2 protein-coding genes are annotated in these 357 nt (G+C 62.5%); both read right to left on the reverse strand.

The window, feature by feature from the left end:
• A partial coding sequence (locus F2P45_RS34740; protein WP_166882716.1) for a hypothetical protein occupies positions 1 to 182 on the reverse strand: 182 nt, incomplete at its 3' end.
• The coding region (locus F2P45_RS34745) for a hypothetical protein (RefSeq protein WP_223164936.1) at positions 169 to 357 on the reverse strand (189 nt) is incomplete at its 5' end. The genes F2P45_RS34740 and F2P45_RS34745, both read right to left, overlap by 14 nt.

The raw sequence follows: 357 nt of genomic DNA on the forward strand, positions 1-357 counted from the left end.
AGACAGCCGCGTTCGACCAGATCGCAGTAAAGCTCGACCATCTTGCAGTGGTCGATGCCGGCCGGGAGCTTGCGCGTGACGAAATCCCCATGCACCTCGGCGCCCTGATAGATCGTCATTGGCCCCTTGAGGAACGCTGTCAGGATCTGCTCGCTGCGTGAATTTTTTTCAGGAAATTTCATACCCGGCTCCTTTAAGCGCTTGCCGGTGGGTTTTGGCCGGTGTCTGGTGAGCCTGGCCGGCGGCGATCCGCGCGGCGATCATCGTTTCGGCGGCGAACAGGTCTTCGCGGGTCGCAACGGCGCACTGCGCCTCGTGAATCGCCAGCGCATTGCTCACCGCGTCCATGCCCGGCCC

This window comes from Massilia mucilaginosa, from assembly GCF_011682145.1.
Taxonomy (GTDB): Bacteria; Pseudomonadota; Gammaproteobacteria; order Burkholderiales; family Burkholderiaceae_D; genus Telluria_A; species Telluria_A mucilaginosa.